The sequence below is a fragment of the Lentzea sp. CC55 genome (assembly GCF_021056325.1).
Lineage (GTDB): Bacteria > Actinomycetota > Actinomycetes > Mycobacteriales > Pseudonocardiaceae > Lentzea > Lentzea jiangxiensis.
The window spans coordinates 430,182-445,426 of sequence record NZ_JAJCXE010000019.1 but is presented as its reverse complement, the minus strand read 5'-3'; the positions used below and the strand labels follow the sequence as shown (position 1 = coordinate 445,426).

Here is a 15,245-nt window from a genome sequence, read left to right as displayed (position 1 = left end):
CGGTGTTCAGCGGTCGTCGAGGAGTCCCGTCAGCCACCGGGCCTCGTCGGGGCTGACGGGCAGGTACTCGCCGTCGCGCGTGCCCCGGTCGTAGTCCTCCAGCGCCCAGTGCGTGGAGTGCCACTCGCCGTCCCCGCGGTACTCGGCGCGTCCCCAGCGCCCGGTGCGGTGCAGATGGTCCAGGTTCGCGAGGTCGAGCGCCGCGGCGCGGTCGGGGAAGAACGCGTAGTACCGGTGCCCGTCCTGCGGCCAGGCGGTCCGCTGCCTCTCATGGCGGATCCTGCTGGCCATCATGAAGGCGTGGTTCACCTCGAAGCCGGGCAGGACTTCCTCGACCCGCACCCCCGGCCGCCGCGCCACCCGCGCCATCAGGTCCGACGGGGTCCACACCAGGTCGCGGGTGAACGCCTCCTCGCGATTCCCGTCGACCCGGACCACCGCGAGCGGCAGCGGGAGCTCGCCCGGTGCGTCCAGCAGCAGGAAGCACCGGCGGCCGGACCGTCCCGCGATGACCGCCTCGGCCTCCTCGGCGGACACGGCGCGGTGGCGGTAGTGCCGCTTGCGCTGTTCGACCTCGGCGAGCAGCTCCGAGGGCGCCCAGCCGGACGCCCCGGTGTGGACCTCCTCCACCGACCCGGTCCGCCTGATCACGCACAGGACACCCCCGGAGCCGAATGTCCTGTCCTCCACCGTGAAGTACTCGGGGCCGCCCCGCAGCCGTTCGCGGCGCACCTCGAGCTCGATCTCCTCCAGCGCCCTGCCGGAGTCGACGCGGTCGAGCTCCTCCACCCGGAGGTCGTCGCGGCCGAGCAGGTCGGAGGGAACCCAGCGCAGGTCGCGTGTGAAAGCCTCTTCCGCCGACGGGATCTTCCTGACCACCGCGTGCAGCCGGCCGCTCTCCTCGCGCACCACGAACCACGACGGCCGGATCGCCGCCCATTGGTGGCGCGCGAGCTCCTCCTCGCTGATCGGCAACCAGAGCGATCCCCGGTAGGCGCGTTTCCCGGCTCGCCAGACGTTGTCCGGGGTGAGGTGGTGGCCGAGCCACTCCTCCACCCCGTCCCGCCGGCGCATCACCGCCGTCACGTTGACGAACTCGTCGACGCGGAAGGTCGTCGAGATCACCGCCACGCACGGCAGTCCGGCCCTCGCCTCACGCATGGCCTCGTACACGTGGTCGTAGAACACGTGGCTCCCGACCTCCGCGACCGTCCACGCCGGTTCGGGCGCGGCGAGAACCGCGGAGGCGACCCACTCGCCCGTGCCGGCCAGCCGCTGCTCCCGGTCGCCGTCCACCCGCACGAGAGCGCACGGGAACCGGCCACCGTCCTGAACCACGAAATACTTCACCGCATCCCCCCAGATCGGCCGAACCCCAGTCATACCCGGCCGCCCGCCGGAAGTCACCTGAAAAGCCGCTTTTTCCGGTCCGGCGCAAAAGCGCGCCCCATTTGAGACGCAATCCCCGCGGCGGAATGCCAATCGATTGACCGCGTGGAGCCGTTGGGGGCAACACCATTGCACGGGGACGCGGTGGCCGGGATATGGTGAGGCGCACTGGGGAATTGCCTGGGAATTCCCGGGCGCAGCCGACTGGAGGACGAAGTGGACCCGGCACTGGACGCCCTGCGCGACCGGCTGGCGGAGATCATCGCATCGCCGCCGGACACCACCGACGAGCTCGTCGACACGCTGAGCGGCCTCGCCAAGCTGTCGAACCAGTGGTCCGAGGCCATCGGGGCGCTGCGCGCGCCCACCCGCAGACTGATCGGCCCGGCCGCCGCCGCTTCCGTGAGCGTCGCCGCCCGCCGTGCCGAGGAGTCGTTCATCGAGCTGGAGATCACGCTCGGTGACGCGCTGGCGGCCCAGCCGCGGGCGGTCCGGCAGTCCTGACACCCGATCGGAGGGTTCCGGCGTGTCGCCCACCTGGCGGATGATGCGGCCGATCGGGTTCACACGGTCGAAAGGGGGTCACGTAGTGCTCACACGGTGCTACCAGACCCCCAGGCCGGGTCACCCTCCGTGACGGTGCATGATCGCGTATCCGACGCCCTCGGCTCTCCGGGCACGTGACGACCGCAGCACGGTCTGATCGCCGCACGGGAGGATCGGCCGTACACAGTTTGGACTCGATCTCGAATGACCTCAGGTCTGCCCTGCCCCATCTGCGAGGGGCCTGATCGACGTGGCGGCCTCGAACGCTCGTTGCGGGTGCTCGCCGTCGACGACGAGGCACCGGCCCTGGAAGACCTCGTGTACCTGTTGCGCTCCGATCCGCGCATCGCCCACGTCGAGGCGGTCACCGACGCCACGAAGGCGCTCCGCGTGCTGCACCGCGCGATGGACGCCGGTCAGCCGTTGGACGCGGTGTTCCTCGACATCCGCATGCCGGGGCTCGACGGTCTCGACCTCGCCCGCGTGCTGTCCCGGTTCGCGCAGCCGCCGCCCGTCGTGTTCGTGACGGCGCACCACCAACCCGCCGTCGAGGCGTTCGAGCTCAAGGCCCTCGACTACCTGCTCAAGCCCGTGCGTCCCGAACGGCTTGCAGAGTCCGTGCACCGCATCGTGCACGAGGTGTGGGACGCGAAGAACGCCGCGAAGACGTCCGGCGAGTCCACCGCCCCGGCGCCGGCGCAGCCCGCGAACTCCACGCCGCCGGAGATGGGGGACGAGGTCATCCCCGTCGAACTCGGCGGCGTCACCCGGTTCATCCGCCTCGCCGACATCCGGTACGTGGAGGCGCACGGCGACTACGCCCGCCTGCACACCGCGACCGGCAGCGGCCTGGTGCGCGCGGCGTTGAACGGCCTGGAGGAACGCTGGCGCAGCGCCGGGTTCGTCCGCATCCACCGCAGCCACCTGGTGTCGCTCGGCCACATCGACGAGCTGCGCCTCGAGGAGGGCCACCTCAGCGTCACGATCGGCGGCGCGGTGCTGCCGGTCAGCCGCCGGCACGCCCGGCACCTGCGCCAACTGCTGGTCCGCCGCGCCCGCCCGGCTCCCGTCGCGGGCCAGACCGCCTCCACCGGAGCGGCGCAGCAGCCCAGGAACGGGCTGGGGTCGTGACGGCGCCACCACCCCGGCGGCCGGTGCCGAAGCCGACCCAGCGCGTGGTGGTGACGAGCCCGCGCACGCGGGCGCCCCGCGCGCGCCGCCCGTACTCGGGCACGCGCGAGATCAAGGAGCAGAGCGAGCTCGGTGCCGTCTACATGCGCACGCTGATCCGGGCGCAACGACGCCTCGGCCTGTCGGTGTGCCTGGTGGCGTGCGGCGCGCTGGGGCTGTTGCCGCTGCTGTTCGCGATCGAGCCGGAGCTCGGGAAGTTCCGGGTGCTCGGTCTCGGGCTGCCGTGGTTCCTGCTGTGCGTGGCGACGTTCCCGATGCTGCTGCTGGCCGGCTGGTTCTACGTGCGGCAGGCCGAGCGCAGTGAACGCGAGTTCGCGGAGCTGGTCGAACGTCCATGACGAGTGGCTACGCCATCGTGGCGGTGGTGGTCGTCGTACTGGGTGCGATCCTGGTCGGCACCTACGGCTTGCGCGTTTCCCGCACCACGTCGGACTTCTACGTCGCGTCACGCACGGTGTCACCGTGGTGGAACGCCTCCGCGATCGGCGGCGAGTACCTCTCGGCGGCGTCGTTCGTCGGCATCGCCGGGCTGATCTTCGCGTACGGGCCGGACATGCTGTGGTTCCCGGTCGGCTACACCGCCGGGTACCTGGTGCTGCTGACGATGGTCGCGGCGCCGTTGCGGCGTTCGGGCGCCTACACGCTGCCGGACTTCGCCGAGGCCCGGTTCCGCTCGCGGGGCGTGCGCGCGGTCGCGTCGGTGCTGGCGCTCGCGATCGGCTGGCTCTACCTGCTGCCGCAGCTCGAAGGCGCCGGTCTGACCCTGAACACCGTCACGGGCGCACCGGACTGGGTGGGCGCGCTGATCGTGACGGTCGTCGTGACGGCGAACGTGATGTCCGGCGGAATGCGGTCGATCACGTTCGTGCAGGCCTTCCAGTACTGGTTCAAGCTCACCGCGATCACCGTGCCGATCGTGTTCCTGGTGATCGTCTGGCAGGTGCACGGCGCCCAGTCGCTGACCAAGCCGGAGTTCCCGGCGTTCCGGCAGGACACCGAGGTCTCCTTCCAGCGCCCGACGGTGGTCCACGCCGAGCGGCCGATCGTCGTGAAGGGCACGGGCGAGGTCGACGGCGCACGCGTCGAGAACGCCGCGGTGCTGCTCGCCGAGGGCTACCACCGCATCGGGCAGGGCTCGGAGTTCGTGTTCCCGAAGGACGCCGCCGTCCCGCACCTGTCCTCCATGGCGCACAACACGAACGAAATGTGGTCGCTGCCGATGTCGAGCGGCGCGGACTTCCCGTTGTACGGGGCCTATTCACTCATCATCGCGACGTTCCTCGGCACGATGGGCCTGCCGCACGTGATCGTGCGCTTCTACACGAACCCGAACGGCACGGCCGCGCGCCGCACGACGTTGATCGTGCTCGGCCTGCTGTCCGTCTTCTACCTGATGCCGCCGATTTACGGCGCGCTCGGCCGCATCTACACGCCCGAACTGCTGATGACGGGCCAGACCGACGCCGTGGTGCTCGTGCTGCCGACGCGCATGATCGACGGCGTGGGCGGCGAACTGCTCGGTGCCCTGGTGGCGGGCGGCGCCTTCGCGGCGTTCCTCTCGACGTCGTCCGGCCTGGTCGTGTCGCTGGCCGGCGTGCTCTCCCAGGACGTGCTGCGCCTGGGCGGCGTGCGCGGCTTCCGCGTGTCGACGGTGCTGGCGGGCCTCGTGCCGCTCGCGATGACGTTCGTGTCGACCGGGATGCCCGTGGCGGACATGGTCGGCCTGGCGTTCGCGGTGGCGGCGTCCTCCCTGTGCCCGTTGCTGATGCTGGGGATCTGGTCGTCGCGCATCACGACCGTCGGCGCGATCGCCGGCATGCTCGCCGGCGGCCTGCCCGCCCTGACCGCGGGCCTCGTCACGATGTTCACCGACACCGGCGACGCCTGGTACGAGATCCTGCTCTCCCGCCCGGCGGCCTGGACCGCGCCGCTCGGCTTCGCGGTCATGTACGTCGTCTCGCTGCTCACCCAGCGCCACGTGCCGTCCGGGGTGCAGCGCACGATGGTCAAGCTCCACGCGCCCGAGAACCTCGGGCTCGACAGCTCCGGCCCGCACTCGGGCGAAGAGCGAAGCTAGAAGGTGGCGTGAAATGGCGGACTTCCTCACCGCCGCCGCGATCCTGGTCGTGGGCGGCTCGGCGGTGCTCGTCCTGTGGCGGGGCACCCGCAACAGGCAGTCGCTCTCGACCGAAGCACAACGCGTCACCTACGAAACCCTGCACACGGCCTGGTCCGCCGCCCCGCCACTCCGGGCGGGCCTCGTCCCCGACGCGGCGAAGAAGTCCGCGCGGCACCTGCGCACGCTGCTCGACACCCCCGCCCTCGCCCTCACCGACGAGACGGAGGTCGTGGCGTGGGAAGGCGTCTCCGACCACCACGCCCACGAGGCCATGGCGCAGGCGGAGGACGTCTTCCTGACCGGCCGCACCCAGGCGTTCGACATAGGCTGCTCCGAGCCGAACTGCCCGATCAACTGCGCCGTGGTGGCCCCTCTGACCGTGGAAGGCCGCGTGGTGGGCACCCTCGCCGCCTACTCCCGCGAAGCATCGGCGGGTCTCGTCCGCGCCACGAACCAGGTGGCCCGCTGGGCGGCGGGCCAACTGGAACTCGCCGAGCTGGACCGCTCCCGGACCCGCCTGGTGGAAGCGGAGGTGCGAGCCCTGCGAGCCCAGATCTCGCCGCACTTCATCTACAACTCGCTGTCCGCCATCGCCTCGTACGTCCGCACCAACCCGGAACGCGCCCGCACGCTCCTCCTCGACTTCGCGGACTTCACCCGCTACTCGTTCCGCCGCCACGGCGACTTCACCACCCTGGCCGAGGAGCTCCGCTCCATCGACCAGTACCTGGCCCTCGAACGAGCCCGCTTCGGCGAACGCCTGAGGGTCACCCTCCAGGTCGCCCCCGAGGTCCTCCCGGTCACCGTGCCGTTCCTCTGCCTGCAACCCCTCGTGGAGAACGCCGTGCGCCACGGCATGGAGGGCAAGGTGGAACCGGGCCACATCCAGATCTACGCGGACGACGGCGGCGCCGAAGCCCACATCACGATCGAGGACGACGGCATCGGCATGGACCCCGAGAAGCTCCGCCGCACCCTGGCCGGCCAGGTGGACGAGTCCGCGGGCATCGGCCTGGGCAACATCGACGAGCGGCTGCGGCGGGTGTACGGCGACGAGTACGGCCTGGTGGTGGAGACCGCCCTGGGGCTGGGCACGAAGATCACCGTCCGGGTCCCGAAGTACCAGGCCGGGATCAACGGGATGTGACGCCAGAGCGGGCTCGCGCAGGGGTCCCCTCGTGTGCCGGCTCCCCCGCGACCCAATCTAGTAATGGGGTCTGACAGTCACGGGAAGCCGACGACCAGACCTGTCTGACGAGCGGTACCGAGGTGACGTCACTCCGAAGGTGACCCTCCGCCGGAACAGCCACCGGCCCGCCCCGCGGAACAACTCGCCGGGGCCGCCCTTCCGCAGGGCGGCCCCGGCGAAGCCACCCCCTCAGCTGGCGGCCTTCGCCGCCCGCCGGTCAGCGGCGTCCAGCACCGCCCGGATCCACGCCAGCTCGTCCCCGGAGCACGCGCCCTCGGCCGCGGCCCGCCGCAGCCGGACCCACAACCCCAGGTCGGTCCACTCCTGGAACCGCCGGTGCACGGTGGGCACGGTCACCCCGAACGACGCCGGCAGATGCCGCCACGCGCATCCCGACGACAACACGAACACGATCGCGGTGAACACGGCCCGGTTGGACACGCGCCCGCGCCCGCCGCCCTGCCGCCGCACCTTGGCCGGCGGGATGAGCGGCTCGACGACCGCCCACAGGTTCGCCGGCACGAGGCGGGCCGAGAGCTGTTCGATGACGTCACCGCGGCCGGGCTCGACGCTCGACTCGGGCCACGCGGAGGAGCGCATCCAGCTCTCCGTGCGCGGCGCGACGTCGGCGGGCCGCGTGTCCTGGCGGGCGGACTCGGCGCGCTGGCGGGAGCGGAGCAGGGTGGCCAGGGCGGTGTCCTCGGCCGTGGTGCGGCGCGGCGGGACGGCGTAGGCCTGCTGGGCGTGGCGCGCGATCTCGGCGCCGACGGTGCGGCGGAACGACGGGGTGCCGGCGAGGCGCGGGTCGACCGGCTGGCCGTAGCGGACCGGGACCTGAGCCTGGTGGGGCGGGACGGGGCGTCCTGGCACCTGGCGGGGCGGGACCTGGCGCGCGAGGCGCGGGTCCGATGTGCGTGCGAACTGCTGCGAGTCGGTCATGGTGTGGTCCTCCGCCAGGACTTTTCCGTCAGGTGACAGCACTCACAGTAAGAAGACGTTTACGAAACAGGTAAGTAGGTAGGCCGGGATAGGCGATGAGCGGACGTGCGGTGCCGATGCACGGCTCTCCCTGTTGAGACGAGTGGCGCACTGTCTGCGACGAACGGATAACCGGTCGTGTCACGCGTTCCCCTTATGGGTGATTCGCGCCGACTCGTCCGGACGCGGTGATCGGGTTCGTTGACGCCACGGCTACCGTTCGAGGTGTGAAGCTCTTGGCGACCAGCGATCTGCACGTCTCCTACCAGGAGAACCGCGACGTCGTGGAGGCGATCGCGCCGTCCGCGGAAGGCGACTGGCTGATCATCGCCGGGGACGTGGCCGAGAAGTTCGACTCCATCGAGTGGACGCTCCGCACGCTGCGCCCGCGGTTCGGCCGGGTGATCTGGTCGCCGGGCAACCACGAGCTCTGGACCACCAAGGACGACGCCAACCAGTCCCGCGGCGAGATGCGCTACAAGCAGCTCGTGGAACTCTGCCGCAGCCTCGACGTGATCACGCCGGAAGACCCGTACGTCACGTTCCCGGGCGAGGGCGGGCCGGTCACTGTCTGTCCGCTGTTCCTCGGTTACGACTACTCGTTCAGGCCACAAGGTGCCACGGACGTGAAGTCCGCCCTCGCCATCGCGCACGAGGCCGGAGTGGTGTGCACGGACGAGTACTTCCTGCACCCCGACCCGTACCCGTCCCGCGAGGCGTGGTGCGAGGCGCGGGTGGAGGAGACCGCGGAGAGGCTCGCGCGGATCGACGGCCCGACCGTGCTGATCAACCACTACCCGCTGGTGCGCGACCCCACGTTCGTGCTGCGCTACCCCGAGTTCGCGCTGTGGTGCGGCACGACGCTGACCGCGGACTGGCACCGGCGGTTCAACGCCGTCGAGATGGTCTACGGCCACCTGCACATCCCCCGCACGACGCATTACGACGGCGTGCGCTTCGACGAGGTCTCGCTCGGCTACCCGCGCGAGTGGAAACCGCGCGGCATCACGCACGTGAAGCTGCACGACGTGCTTCGGGAGTCGTGACCGTGCTGGAACAGCTCCTGCCCCCGCCCATCGCGGCGGTGGAACGCTACGACGACGAGCAGCCGGTCGAGCTCTTCCCCGAGGAGGCGCTGCTGATCGCCAACGCCGTGCCCAAGCGCCGGCACGAGTTCGGCACCGCCCGCGCGTGCGCCCGCGAGGCCCTGCGCGACCTCGGCTTCGGGCCCGCCCCGATCCTGCCGGGTCCGAAGCGCGAGCCGCTGTGGCCGGCGGGCGTCGTCGGCAGCCTCACGCACTGCACCGGCTACCGGGCCGCGGCGCTCGCGAGGAGTGCCGACTTCCGGACCATCGGCATCGACGCCGAGCCGCACGCTCCCGCGCCGGACGGCGTGCTGGGCGCGATCGCGGTCCCGGCCGAGCTGGAGCGCATGCCGGGGCTGAGGGCGGAGGACCCGAAGATCTGCTGGGACCGCCTGCTGTTCAGCGCCAAGGAGAGCACCTACAAGGCGTGGTTCCCGATCACGAACCGGTGGCTCGGCTTCGAGGACGCCGACATCACGCTGCGCCCGGACGGCACGTTCCACTCGCGCGTCCTGCTGGCCGACACCCCCGTCGCGGGGTTCGACGGCCGCTGGCTCGTGCAGGGCGACGTGCTGGTCACGGCGATCGCGGTGCCTTCCGGGTCGTAGCTCCGGCGAGGGCGGTCAGCACCAGGCCGGCGTCGTGCTCACCGGCACGGCTCGCGGGCGGTGACCTGCGCACCTCAGCCCCAACGGTGCCCCCTCCGACCACCGTGCCGGCCTGACCGGAACGTTCCGGATCACCGCACACGAGTGTCGGATTGATCAACCATGGTGCACAGTGGTGAGGTGAACCCTCGACCGACCGCCGGGAGGCCACCATGGGCGAGGACGTCGCGAAGCACGAGTTCACGCGCGAGGACCGCACGCGCTACCGCACCAAGGTGCGGCGGTGCCTCGACGTGTTCGCCAGGATGCTGCGTGAGGCCAGGTTCGACTTCGAGAGGCCGATGACCGGCCTGGAGATCGAGATCAACCTCATCGACGAGCACGGCGACCCCGCGATGAAGAACCACGAGGCCCTCAACGTCATCGACGACCCGGACTTCGTGACCGAGCTCGGCCAGTGGAACATCGAGATCAACGTGGCTCCGCGCCGGCTCGCGGGCGGGGGCATCACGGCGTTCGAGGAAACCGTGCGCCGCAGCCTCAACGACGCCGAGCAGAAGGCGCGCGAGGTCGGCGCGCACATGGTGATCAACGGCATCCTGCCGACGTTGCGCTCGAAGGACATCTCGCCCGACCTGCTGTCGGGCAACCCCCGCTACGCGTTGCTCAACGAGCAGGTCCTGGCCGCGCGGGGCGAGGACCTGCAGATCGCCATCGACGGCGTCGAGCGCCTGCACCTCACGTCGAGCTCGATCGTCCCCGAGGCCGCCTGCACGAGCACGCAGCTGCACCTGCAGGTCAGCCCGGAGCAGTTCCCCGCCTACTGGAACGCCGCCCAGGCCATCGCGGGCGTGCAGGTGGCGGTGGGCGCGAACTCGCCGTTCTTCCTCGGCAAGGAGCTGTGGCGGGAGACGCGGATCGCGCTCTTCCAGCAGGCCACGGACACGCGCGGGGACGAGCTCAAGGCGCAGGGCGTGCGGCCGCGGGTGTGGTTCGGCGAGCGGTGGATCAACTCGATCTTCGACCTGTTCGAGGAGAACGTCCGCTACTTCCCCGCGCTGCTGCCCATCACCGACGAGGAAGACCCCCTCGCGGTGCTCGACAAGGGCGACACGCCCTCGTTGAGCGAGCTGAAGCTGCACAACGGCACCATCTACCGCTGGAACCGGCCGGTCTACGACGTCGTGCGCGACCGTCCGCACCTGCGCGTCGAGAACCGGGTGCTGCCCGCGGGGCCGACCGTCGTGGACACCCTCGCGAACGCCGCCCTGTACTTCGGGCTGGTGCGGGCGCTGGCCGAGGACGAGCGTCCACTGTGGTCGCAGATGAGCTTCCAGGCGGCCGAGGAGAACTTCAACGCCGCCTCGCGCAACGGCATGGACGCGCAGATGTACTGGCCCGGCGTCGGCACGGTGCCGGTGGTCGAGCTGGTGCTGCGGCGGCTGCTCCCCCTCGCCCACGAGGGCCTGATCCGGTGGGGCGTCGACTCGGCGGAGCGCGACCGCCTGCTGGGCGTCATCGAGCAGCGCTGCCTCAGCGGTGTGAACGGCGCCACCTGGCAGGCCCGGGAGTTCCACCGGCACTACGACCACTCGCACCTGGACCGGGCGGACGCGCTGCGCACAATGCTGAAGACCTACGTCGACCTCATGCACGCCAACGAACCCGTGCACACCTGGCCCCTGACGTGAGGGGGCGGGGTGGCCGCCGCGGCGGCCACCCCGCCCGTTCAGGTGGTCAGGAGGTCGGGAAGGCGTCCGGGGTGTGGACGCGGTCGCGCACCCGGACACCGGCCGGCTTCAGCACACCGGTTCCGCTGAAGCCGCTGCCCGAGCACGTGCCGGACTTGAACACCGCGCCGGACCGGAAGTCGTCGGAGAAGTTCCAGTTGGCCTACGAGATCTTCTTGCGGGCCATCAGGTCGACGTACTTCTGGGACGTGGTGAAGTCGTTCGGGCCGTCACCACTCGCCTGCTGCGTGCCGAACTCGGTCACGAACACCGGCACTGGCTGGACACGCGGTCCAACGCGGCGAGGTGACCGTCCCGGTGGTCGTTGGCTCGTTCGCGATGTCGTAGATCAGGTTCGTCTTGTCCTTGTGGCGCTGCGCGATCTCGGTGAAGGACGTCTTCGCCTGGGACGTGTGGGCGTTGGGGTCGCCCGGGTCGAGCTGGTGCCAGTCGATCAGGACGTAGACGCCGCGGCGGGTCGCCTCCTCGATGTAGCTGTGCATGAGGTCGGTGAAGTAGCGAGGGTTCGTCTCGTAGCCGCCCTCACCGGCCGCGACGTCCATGGCGACGCGGAGGAAGTCCGCGTTCCAGTCGTTGACGCTGTCGCTGACCGGCGGCCGGATCCGGCAGCTCGAGCAGGCCGCGCCACGGCTGAGGAGCCTGACCCTGGCGGACTCGCGGCAGGACGCCCGCGTGCAGGTGGCCGACTTCCTGGCGGGCATCGCGCGCCGGGTCGCGGAAGAGGAACTGCACGGACGACCGGATAGAGAGGTGATCGAGTTGCTGAGGCCCTTCGTCGTCGGATCCGGGATGTGGCATGCCTGACGCGCTTTTCGCCGACCCGCGGCTGGCCCGCCTCTACGACGCCTTCGACGGTCCGCGCGACGACCTGGACCCGTACCTCGCGATCGCGGCCGAGCTCGGCGCCCGCTCGGTGCTCGACATCGGGTGCGGCACGGGCTGTTTCGGCGTCCTGCTGGCCGACGCCGGGTTCTCGGTCGTCGGCGTCGAACCCGCACTGGCCTCGCTGGAGCTCGCCCGGGCCAAGGACTCCCGCGTCACGTGGCTCCACGGCGACGCGACCGGTCTGCCCCCGTTGCGGGCCGACCTCGCGACGATGACGGCGAACGTGGCGCAGGTGTTCCTGGGCGACGACTGGGAAGCGGCGCTGCGAGGCGTGCACGGCGCGCTGCGGCCGGGAGGGCACCTGGTGTTCGAGACGCGGCGGCTCGAGGCCCGGGCCTGGGAGGGCTGGGCGGAGACCACGCACCGGGTGGTGGACGGGGTGGAGGAACGGCGCGAGCTGCTCGGCGTGGACCTGCCGTTCGTCTCGTTCCGCCACACCTACCGGTTCCCGGACGGCACGGAGGTCGCCTCGGACTCGACGCTGCGGTTCCGGTCGCGCGCCGAGGTCGAGGACAGCCTGGTGGCGTGCGGGTTCGAGGTCGTGGACGTGCGCGACGCCCCGGACCGGCCGGGACGCGAGCACGTGTTCGTGGCGCGGAAGGTCAGCGCTGCCTCGGCGCCCACACGACGACCTGGAGGGTCATCCGGCCTTGGACGTCCACCCTGGCAACTCTGACCCAGGCGACGTTGCCCTTCTTCGACGTCACGCACACCGCGAACTCGCCCGCCTTCACCTCGTCGTTGTCCCACGACGTCTGAGAGCCGCGCTTGGACTGCGTCGCGCACTCCCCGGCGGTGGGCTGCGTCAGAGGAGCCTTGGCGATGTACCTGCCGCCCGCGGGTCGAGCTTGAACTGCCTGGTGCAGGTCGAGATGCTCGCGGTCCGGTGGTTGGGTGCGAGATCGTCGATGTCGAGTTTGCCCTCGTCGACCTCGCCGCAGATCGGACCGCCCATGGTGATGTCCGTCAGCTCGTGCAGCACGGTGAAGTTCGACCCGTCCGGCGCCGGCACGGGAGGGACGACCGAGGAACCCGGTGCGCTGGGCGTGGCCACCGGGACCGGCACCGTCGACACCACCGTCTGCGTCACCGTGGTCGCGGTGTCGGCGACGGTGCCGAGCCTCGTCTTCGGCAGGACCACGGCGATGGTGATCGCGGCGCCCACCGCCAGGACGATCGCGACCGCCATCCAGAGCCGGATCTTCTTGCGCGACTCCTCGAGCTCGCGGTCGAGGGCGAGCCGCATCAGGGTGTCGGCGGTCTGCGGGTCGCTCTCGCCGCGCACATGACCGACCTGCCGCAGCACGTCGTCGACGTCACCTCGGCGCATGGCCCTGTGCACCTGGTCGAGCCGGTCCGCCAGGTACCGCTCGTCGTCTCCTGCCACGAGGACCAACGTTGCGGCAAAGCGGATCGGCCTGTGGCGCGTTCGCACCGACTGTCCACTATTCGGCAAGAACCACAGGGTCAGCTGACGAGCGCCGGCTGCTTCCAGGCCTGCACGAGCCACGGCAGCACCCGCGGCAGCCGGTCGGCCACGATGTCGTGCAGCACCAGCACGATCCGGCCGGACCGCACGGGCCCGGCGTCGAGCCACACGACGTGCATCAGCACACCGCTCTGGAGGTCGAGCCCCGCCTCCGCCTCCGCGAGGGCGGCGGGGGTGGCGGCGGCGGGGTCGGCGACCTCGTGGTGCGCGAAGCCGGAACGACACAGTTCGGGATGCAGTTCCACCAGGGACTCCATGGCGGCGGCCAGACGTCCCACGCCCAGCCCTGCCCGAACCTGCACCGTAATGGCTCTCACGTTAGGAGAGCCTAACCTAGGTGCCACTTCGGGTCGCGCCCACTGAGGCCCAGGACACGGTCCAGCAGAGGAGAATTCGAGTCCACCTCGACCGCGGGCCCGAAGAGCGAGCTGTCGCGGTCGTCCGGGCCGATGGACGACACGAAGCCGTGCACGACCTCGAGCAGGCCTTCCTCGACCTCGAACGGCTGACCGGTGGCCCGCGCGAGGTCCCAGCCGTGCAGCACGACCTCGTCCAGCGCCACGGCGGCGGCGACCTCACCGGGCAGGTCGACACCGCCCGCCGCGGTCATGCCCTCCCACGCCGCCGGCACCTGCCAGGCCCTGGCCAGCTCGCCGAGCCGCTGCGGGATCGACTCGCGGAAGTCGAGCGGCAGCCGTGCCGCGTCACCGGAAGCCGTGCCCTGCAACGGGGTCTTCCTCGCCGCCAGCGTGAACGCGACCGCCAGGCCGTTCACGTGGTCGAGCAGGTCCCCGACCGTGTAGCCGGGACAGGGTGTCGGCGCCTTCAGGTCGCCGTCGGTCACGTTGCGCACCACGTCGGCCAGCCGGTCGGCCGCAGGGGTCAGGTCGTACATCAGTACCCGTCACCTCCCCAGAACTGCTCCTCGAGCGAGTCCGCGGTTCCGGCCAGCAGCTGCAACGGGTCGGTGAACTCGTGGATGTCGAGGTCGGTCAGCGGCAGCGAGTGCCGGACCACGACGTGTTCGCCCATGATCGCGAGACCGCAGGCGACCGTGGAGTTGCCCACCTCCTCCAGCACCGCGCGCAGGTCCACCTGCGAGGCCAGCCCGCACGGGGAGGCGATCTGCACCCACTCGTGCATCTTGTCCAGCACTTCCCGGACGATGATCACGACCTGCGTGCGGTCGTCCTCGTCCTCCTCCACGTCCCCGAAGGTGCAGAGGATCCTCAGCTCCTCACCGTCGTCGTGGATGACGTCGTACGTGGCGCGGACGTAATCCGCGAGGTCTCCCCAACTCGCCATGGCGCAACCCTACTGGCCGCGATCGACCACAGCCCGATGACGAGCACGGCGCCGACCTCGGCGATGAGCAAGATCCTCTCGATGTAGCCCAACGGGAACACGCGCCACCACCGAACGTCCGAGACCACGCTTAGCGCAATGGCGTAGAGCAGCGGCATGAACGCGACGATGCTCAACAACCCGGACGCCATCGTCCACCTGGCGTGTCGCCCCCACACGTGGTCCTTCAGCCACGGCCTCGCCAGCGCGATGATCGCGATCGGCAGGCTGACGAACGCCAGCATGCTGCCGAACCGGTGGATGCTGCCGCTGACCTCGTTGGTGCCCATCGCCCAGTTCGTCTTGGGGAACACCACGACCAGGAACAGGCCCACGGACCACAGGCTCAACGCGATAGCCCCTGTCGACCGCCACCTCGTCAGGCCCTTGTGCACGAGCACGTGGAGGATCGCGAGCGACCCGGCCGCGAGCAGCACCACCGCGACGTCGAAGACCGGCCGGTACTCACCCAGCGCGTACTCGCTGATCGTGCGCCGCAGCGGCCCGACGGTCAGGTCCAGCAGACCGACCATGGCCACGGTCACGACGACGGCGAGCGAACCGCCGGTGGCGGCGAGACGAGGTATCAGCACACCTCGGACAACGCCCCGGCCGGTGCGCGGGGTTCCTGGATTCAGGAACCCGACAGTTTCCGCCCGGGCTGGCGACAG

Annotated in this window: 18 protein-coding genes and 1 pseudogene; 10 read left to right on the top strand and 9 right to left on the bottom strand. The window is 70.7% G+C overall.

The genetic code is table 11. The features are described from left to right. Positions 1–6: 6 nt before the first annotated feature. On the bottom strand, positions 7–1,350 hold the full coding sequence (locus tag L6E10_RS13815) for a hypothetical protein (RefSeq protein WP_236219908.1): 1,344 nt from the start codon (positions 1,348–1,350) through the stop codon (positions 7–9). Positions 1,351–1,605: 255 nt separating this feature from the next. On the opposite strand from L6E10_RS13815, the gene L6E10_RS13810 reads away from it, so the two are divergent. From L6E10_RS13810 to L6E10_RS13790, 5 genes are all read left to right on the top strand, one after another. After that, positions 1,606–1,893, top strand: coding sequence for a hypothetical protein (locus tag L6E10_RS13810; protein WP_090097958.1), 288 nt, complete (start codon positions 1,606–1,608; stop codon positions 1,891–1,893). 246 nt (positions 1,894–2,139) lie between these two features. Then, the gene (locus tag L6E10_RS13805; RefSeq protein WP_236219907.1) at positions 2,140–3,066 is read left to right on the top strand and encodes a LytTR family DNA-binding domain-containing protein; all 927 of its coding nucleotides are present in this window, start codon (positions 2,140–2,142) and stop codon (positions 3,064–3,066) included. A 23-nt stretch (positions 3,067–3,089) separates the two neighbouring features. Then, entirely contained in the window at positions 3,090–3,464 is a 375-nt protein-coding gene (locus L6E10_RS13800) for a hypothetical protein (protein ID WP_236219906.1), read from the top strand. Further along, entirely contained in the window at positions 3,461–5,203 is a 1,743-nt protein-coding gene (locus L6E10_RS13795; RefSeq protein ID WP_236219905.1) for a cation acetate symporter, read from the top strand. Before L6E10_RS13800 ends, L6E10_RS13795 begins: the two co-directional genes overlap by 4 nt. Before the next feature lie 13 nt (positions 5,204–5,216). Continuing rightward, on the top strand, positions 5,217–6,392 hold the full coding sequence (locus tag L6E10_RS13790) for a sensor histidine kinase (protein WP_236219904.1): 1,176 nt from the start codon (positions 5,217–5,219) through the stop codon (positions 6,390–6,392). Positions 6,393–6,626: 234 nt separating this feature from the next. Here the strand turns inward: L6E10_RS13790 and L6E10_RS13785 are convergent. Next, a pseudogene (locus L6E10_RS13785) lies at positions 6,627–6,980 on the bottom strand (transposase); the annotation flags it as partial. A 659-nt stretch (positions 6,981–7,639) separates the two neighbouring features. On the opposite strand from L6E10_RS13785, the gene L6E10_RS13780 reads away from it, so the two are divergent. The 3 genes from L6E10_RS13780 (at position 7,640) to L6E10_RS13770 (ending at position 10,796) form a co-directional block, all read left to right on the top strand. Then, entirely contained in the window at positions 7,640–8,458 is an 819-nt protein-coding gene (locus tag L6E10_RS13780; protein ID WP_236219903.1) for a metallophosphoesterase, read from the top strand. Continuing rightward, complete coding sequence (locus L6E10_RS13775; protein ID WP_236219902.1) at positions 8,455–9,105, top strand: 4'-phosphopantetheinyl transferase superfamily protein; 651 nt, start codon at positions 8,455–8,457, stop codon at positions 9,103–9,105. Before L6E10_RS13780 ends, L6E10_RS13775 begins: the two co-directional genes overlap by 4 nt. 212 nt (positions 9,106–9,317) lie before the next feature. Further along, the gene (locus tag L6E10_RS13770; RefSeq protein WP_236219901.1) at positions 9,318–10,796 is read left to right on the top strand and encodes a glutamate--cysteine ligase; all 1,479 of its coding nucleotides are present in this window, start codon (positions 9,318–9,320) and stop codon (positions 10,794–10,796) included. A gap of 202 nt (positions 10,797–10,998) precedes the next feature. Here the strand turns inward: L6E10_RS13770 and L6E10_RS13765 are convergent, their stop codons facing one another. Together L6E10_RS13765 and L6E10_RS13760 are read right to left on the bottom strand one after the other, a co-directional pair. After that, complete coding sequence (locus tag L6E10_RS13765) at positions 10,999–11,106, bottom strand: glycoside hydrolase family 5 protein (RefSeq protein ID WP_236219900.1); 108 nt, start codon at positions 11,104–11,106, stop codon at positions 10,999–11,001. Then, positions 11,066–11,398 (bottom strand): cellulase family glycosylhydrolase, encoded by a 333-nt coding sequence (locus tag L6E10_RS13760; protein WP_236219899.1) that lies wholly within the window; start codon positions 11,396–11,398, stop codon positions 11,066–11,068. The genes L6E10_RS13765 and L6E10_RS13760 overlap by 41 nt, the downstream gene beginning before the upstream one ends. A gap of 31 nt (positions 11,399–11,429) precedes the next feature. On the opposite strand from L6E10_RS13760, the gene L6E10_RS13755 reads away from it, so the two are divergent. Next, on the top strand, positions 11,430–11,660 hold the full coding sequence (locus L6E10_RS13755; protein ID WP_236219898.1) for a hypothetical protein: 231 nt from the start codon (positions 11,430–11,432) through the stop codon (positions 11,658–11,660). Further along, positions 11,653–12,417, top strand: coding sequence for a class I SAM-dependent methyltransferase (locus tag L6E10_RS13750; RefSeq protein WP_236219897.1), 765 nt, complete (start codon positions 11,653–11,655; stop codon positions 12,415–12,417). Before L6E10_RS13755 ends, L6E10_RS13750 begins: the two co-directional genes overlap by 8 nt. 129 nt (positions 12,418–12,546) lie before the next feature. On the opposite strand, the gene L6E10_RS13745 is transcribed toward L6E10_RS13750, so the two are convergent. The 5 genes from L6E10_RS13745 to L6E10_RS13725 all read right to left on the bottom strand — a co-directional run bounded on the left by L6E10_RS13745 (position 12,547) and on the right by L6E10_RS13725 (position 15,167). Beyond that, a complete protein-coding gene (locus L6E10_RS13745; protein WP_236219896.1) occupies positions 12,547–13,128 on the bottom strand; it encodes a type II secretion system F family protein in 582 nt (193 codons plus the stop codon). A gap of 80 nt (positions 13,129–13,208) precedes the next feature. Continuing rightward, positions 13,209–13,547, bottom strand: a complete 339-nt coding sequence (locus L6E10_RS13740; protein WP_236219895.1) for a hypothetical protein — start codon at positions 13,545–13,547, stop codon at positions 13,209–13,211. A gap of 11 nt (positions 13,548–13,558) precedes the next feature. Further along, positions 13,559–14,125 carry a TIGR03086 family metal-binding protein gene (locus L6E10_RS13735; protein WP_236219894.1) on the bottom strand — a complete coding sequence of 189 codons (567 nt, stop codon included), beginning with the start codon at positions 14,123–14,125 and terminating at the stop codon, positions 13,559–13,561. After that, complete coding sequence (locus L6E10_RS13730) at positions 14,125–14,535, bottom strand: YbjN domain-containing protein (protein ID WP_236219893.1); 411 nt, start codon at positions 14,533–14,535, stop codon at positions 14,125–14,127. Before L6E10_RS13730 ends, L6E10_RS13735 begins: the two co-directional genes overlap by 1 nt. After that, complete coding sequence (locus L6E10_RS13725) at positions 14,460–15,167, bottom strand: DUF998 domain-containing protein (RefSeq protein ID WP_236219892.1); 708 nt, start codon at positions 15,165–15,167, stop codon at positions 14,460–14,462. Before L6E10_RS13725 ends, L6E10_RS13730 begins: the two co-directional genes overlap by 76 nt. Positions 15,168–15,245: the final 78 nt, after the last annotated feature.